This window comes from Nocardioides sp. Z43_10, assembly GCF_059766615.1.
Window position 1 is genome coordinate 1 of the sequence record NZ_JCBAJY010000018.1, and the last position, 4,215, is coordinate 4,215.

The window sequence follows — 4,215 nt, forward strand, 5'->3', positions numbered from 1 at the left end:
GGGTGTAGATGCGGGTGAGGTTGACCATGGGGCCCAGCCTAGGTGCCGCCGCGTGGCGCTGAGCGGGCGCTCACCCGGATACCGGACGAGGCGCGCACGCCTCGGGCGCTATGTGACCTGGATCACGACACGTGGAGAACCTGTGGCGCAGGTGCAACGAAACGGCGTACTCAGGCGTCAGTGTGAGTAGCGGACAAGCAATCGCCTCGACCCGGCCGGGTCGGCGGGCATCTGGCGGCCGGCGCCGGAGGACGGGGTGGGTCACGTGATTCAGGTGCAGGGCAGCACCCTCAGGCTGCAGGGCGACGTGGATGTCCGCAGCACCGCCTCCGTGCGCGACGCGCTCTACGAGCTGCTGGAGCTGCACGGCGAGATCGTCGTCGACCTCACCGACGTGGTCTCCGTCGACCTCACCGCGCTGCGGATGCTGGCCGTGGCCACCCGTCGCGCGGCGCAGGGCGGGGGACACGTGACCCTGCGCGGTGCCCGGCCCACGGTGCGTCGACTGCTGCACCTCTCGCACCTGATCCGGCTCGTCGAGATCGAGCGGAGCCGCGCGCTCGTGTGAGCTCGCGCCCCGCCCGACGGTGTCGTCTGCGCCACACGGCGGCGGCGTTTACGCCCCGGTAACTTGGCACTATGTTCAGCCCATGACTGTCTCCGCCGAGAACCGGCCGCCCCACGACGAGGCCGACGCGAAGCAGGCCGCCCTGCGAGGCCCCGCCGCGAAGGACCGCCCCTGGGTGATGCGCACCTACGCCGGCCACTCCACGGCCGAGGCGTCGAACGCGCTCTACCGCACCAATCTCGCGAAGGGGCAGACCGGTCTCTCGGTGGCCTTCGACCTGCCCACCCAGACCGGCTACGACCCGGACTCCCCGCTGGCCCGCGGCGAGGTCGGCAAGGTGGGGGTCCCGGTCCAGCACCTCGGCGAGATGCGCAAGCTCTTCGCCGACATCCCCCTGGTCGAGATGAACACCTCGATGACGATCAACGCTACCGCGATGTGGCTGCTGGCGCTCTACCAGGTGGTGGCCGAGGAGCAGAACCCCGACCTCGAGCCCAGCGAGGTCGCCGCCCAGCTCGCGGGCACGACGCAGAACGACATCATCAAGGAGTACCTCTCCCGCGGGACCTACGTGTTCGGCCCCGACCACTCGCTGCGCCTGATCAGCGACGTCATCGCCTACACCGTGCACCAGATCCCCAAGTGGAACCCGATCAACATCTGCAGCTACCACCTGCAGGAGGCCGGCGCCACGCCCACCCAGGAGCTGGCCTACTCGCTGTGCACCGCGATCGCCGTACTCGACCAGGTCAAGGCCTCCGGACAGGTCTCCGAGGAGGACTTCGGCAAGGTCGTCGGCCGGATCTCCTTCTTCGTCAACGCCGGTGTGCGGTTCGTCGAGGAGACCTGCAAGATGCGGGCCTTCGTGCGGCTGTGGGACGAGATCACCCGGGAGCGCTACGGCGTCACCGACCCCAAGATGCGGCGCTTCCGCTACGGGGTGCAGGTGAACTCGCTCGGCCTCACCGAGGCGCAGCCGGAGAACAACGTCCAGCGGATCGTGCTGGAGATGCTCGGGGTCACCCTGTCCAAGAACGCCCGGGCGCGCGCCGTACAGTTGCCGGCCTGGAACGAGGCGCTCGGTCTGCCGCGGCCCTGGGACCAGCAGTGGTCGCTGCGCCTGCAGCAGGTCCTCGCCTTCGAGTCCGACCTGCTCGAGTACGACGACATCTTCGAGGGCTCGACGGTGATCGAGGCCAAGGTCGCCGAGCTCGTCGAAGGGGCCAAGGCCGAGATCGACCGGGTGCAGGCGATGGGCGGGGCGATCGCCGCGGTGGACTCCGGCTACATGAAGCAGGCGCTGGTCTCCGCCCACGCCGCGCGCCGCGCGCGCATCGAGGAGGGCGTCGAGAAGATCGTCGGCGTCAACGTCTTCGAGACCACCGAGCCGTCGCCGCTCACCGCGGACCTGGACGCCGCGATCATGGCCGCCGACCCGCTGGCCGAGCAGTCTGCCCTGGACTCGCTCGCGCAGTGGAAGGCGCAGCGCGACGAGACCGAGGTCGCCGAGGCGCTGGCCCGGCTGGCCGCGGACGCCAAGACCGACACCAACCTGATGCCGGCCACCCTCGCCGCCGCCCGCGCCGGCGTCACCACGGGGGAGTGGGCCGGCGCGCTGCGCGAGGTCTTCGGCGAGTTCCGGGCGCCCACCGGCGTCTCGGGTGCCATCGGCGTGGCCGATGCCGGTGCGGAGCTGACCCAGGTGCGCGAGCGGGTCCGGGCCACCGGTGAGGAGCTCGGCGGCCGGCTGCGCCTGCTGGTCGGCAAGCCCGGGCTCGACGGTCACTCCAACGGCGCCGAGCAGGTCGCCGTCCGGGCGCGTGACGCCGGCTTCGAGGTGATCTACCAGGGGATCCGGCTGACTCCGGAGCAGATCGTGGCGGCGGCGGTCGCCGAGGACGTGCACTGCGTCGGTCTCTCGATCCTGTCCGGCTCGCACATGGAGCTGGTCCCGGCCGTGCTCGAGGGGCTGCGCAGCGCGGGGCTGGGCGACGTCCCGGTGATCGTAGGCGGGATCATCCCCGACTCCGACGCCCGCGCCCTGGCCAAGGCGGGCGTCGCGGCCGTCTACACCCCCAAGGACTTCGGGCTCACCGAGATCATGGGCGGCATCGTGGACGTCATTCGCCGGGCCAACGGGCTGGACTGAGCCGGCGAGCGGCGCCGACCCGTCACTGCCTCCGCCGTGCACGGCGTGTCTGGTCGAGGCAGTGACGGGTCGCGGGATTGGGGTGGGATGGGGTGGGAAAGTCAGGTTAGGCACGCCTTAGTTCTGGTACGGTGCTGGGGTGGGCAAGAAGGTGAAGCCGCCGAAGTCGAAGTGCTGCGTGTCCAAGGACAGGTGCAAGCGCTGCCCGATTCGGATGCTCAAGGAGGGCACGCTGCCCGAGGGGTATACGGTCAAGAAGCGCAAGCTCGTGAAGGTGGACGCCGAGAAGTCCCCCACGAAGAAGCTGCCGAAGGCAGCCTGACCCCCCAACTCACCAGGAGTCACCGGTGCCCGCAGCACGCTTCGTGGAGCAGCTCAACGCCCAGATCGGCAACGAGCTCGCCGCCCACAACCAGTACCTCGCCTGCGCCGTGCACTACGACGCGCTGACGATGCCGCGGATGGCCGCCTTCTTCTACGGCCAGGCGCTCGAGGAGCGCGAGCACGCGATGATGATGGTGCAGTACCTGCTCGACACCGACGCCGAGGTGATCATCCCCGGCGTCGAGGCCCCGGTCACCGGCTTCGCGGACATCGCCGCTCCGGTGGCGCTCGCGCTCGAGCAGGAGAAGCGGGTCACCGAGCAGGTCAACGCGCTGCTGCGGGTGGCGCGCGAGGAGCACGACTACGCCTCCGAGCAGTTCATGGCCTGGTTCATCAAGGAGCAGGTCGAGGAGGTCGCCACGATGAGCGACCTGCTCACCGTGGTGACCCGCAACGCCGACGACGTCGAGGACATCGAGGAGTACGTCGCCCGCGAGCAGGGCGGCGCGGACGCGGATCCGACCGCGCCGCGCGTCGCCGGAGCCTGACGCCACGCCGCACACGCGGCAGACTCCTCCCATGAGTCGAGTTCTCGTCGTCGGTGCCGGGGTGGTGGGGCTGACCTGCGCGGTGCGCCTGCTCGAGGCCGGGCACCGGGTGGACGTCGTCGCGCGCGACCTGCCGCTGGAGACCACCTCGGCCGTCGCCGGCGGGTTCTGGTACCCCTACCGGGCGCTGCCCCAGGACCGGGTGACCGCCTGGTCGGCGACGACCTACGCCGTGCTCGACGCGCTCTCCGACACCGACCCCGAGGCCGGCGTGCGGATGGTCGAGGGCACCGAGGTGTTCCGGGCGCCCGAGCGCGATCCGTGGTGGCTGCCGGCGGTGCCCGCCCTGGCTCGTCCGGCGGCGCTCCCACCCGGCTACGCCGACGGGTGGACGTTCGTCAGCCCCGTGGTCGAGATGCCGGTGCACCTGCGCTGGCTGGTCGCGCGCATCGACGAGCTGGGCGGGACGCTGACCCGGATGAACCTTTCGGCGCTCCCGGAGACCGACGAGGCGGTGGTGGTCAACTGCTCCGCGATCGGCTCGCGCCTGCTCGCCGGTGACCGCACGGTGGTCCCGGTGCGGGGACAGGTGCTGTACCTGGAGCAGGTCGGCCTGCGCAGGTGGT

Annotated in this window: 5 protein-coding genes; all 5 read left to right on the top strand. The window is 70.8% G+C overall.

What is annotated here, in order from left to right; genetic code table 11:
- The first annotated feature begins 256 nt into the window (after positions 1 to 256).
- The gene (locus AC6EI4_RS19680; RefSeq protein WP_498452516.1) at positions 257 to 568 is read left to right on the top strand and encodes an STAS domain-containing protein; all 312 of its coding nucleotides are present in this window, start codon (positions 257 to 259) and stop codon (positions 566 to 568) included.
- 82 nt (positions 569 to 650) lie between these two features.
- Complete coding sequence (locus AC6EI4_RS19685) at positions 651 to 2,717, top strand: protein meaA (RefSeq protein ID WP_498452517.1); 2,067 nt, start codon at positions 651 to 653, stop codon at positions 2,715 to 2,717.
- A 139-nt stretch (positions 2,718 to 2,856) separates the two neighbouring features.
- Positions 2,857 to 3,039: a hypothetical protein gene (locus AC6EI4_RS19690; protein WP_498422451.1), complete on the top strand. Its 183-nt coding sequence runs from the start codon at positions 2,857 to 2,859 to the stop codon at positions 3,037 to 3,039.
- A 25-nt stretch (positions 3,040 to 3,064) separates the two neighbouring features.
- Complete coding sequence (locus tag AC6EI4_RS19695; protein ID WP_498422453.1) at positions 3,065 to 3,589, top strand: ferritin; 525 nt, start codon at positions 3,065 to 3,067, stop codon at positions 3,587 to 3,589.
- Positions 3,590 to 3,620: 31 nt separating this feature from the next.
- A partial coding sequence (locus AC6EI4_RS19700) for an FAD-dependent oxidoreductase (protein WP_498452518.1) occupies positions 3,621 to 4,215 on the top strand: 595 nt, incomplete at its 3' end.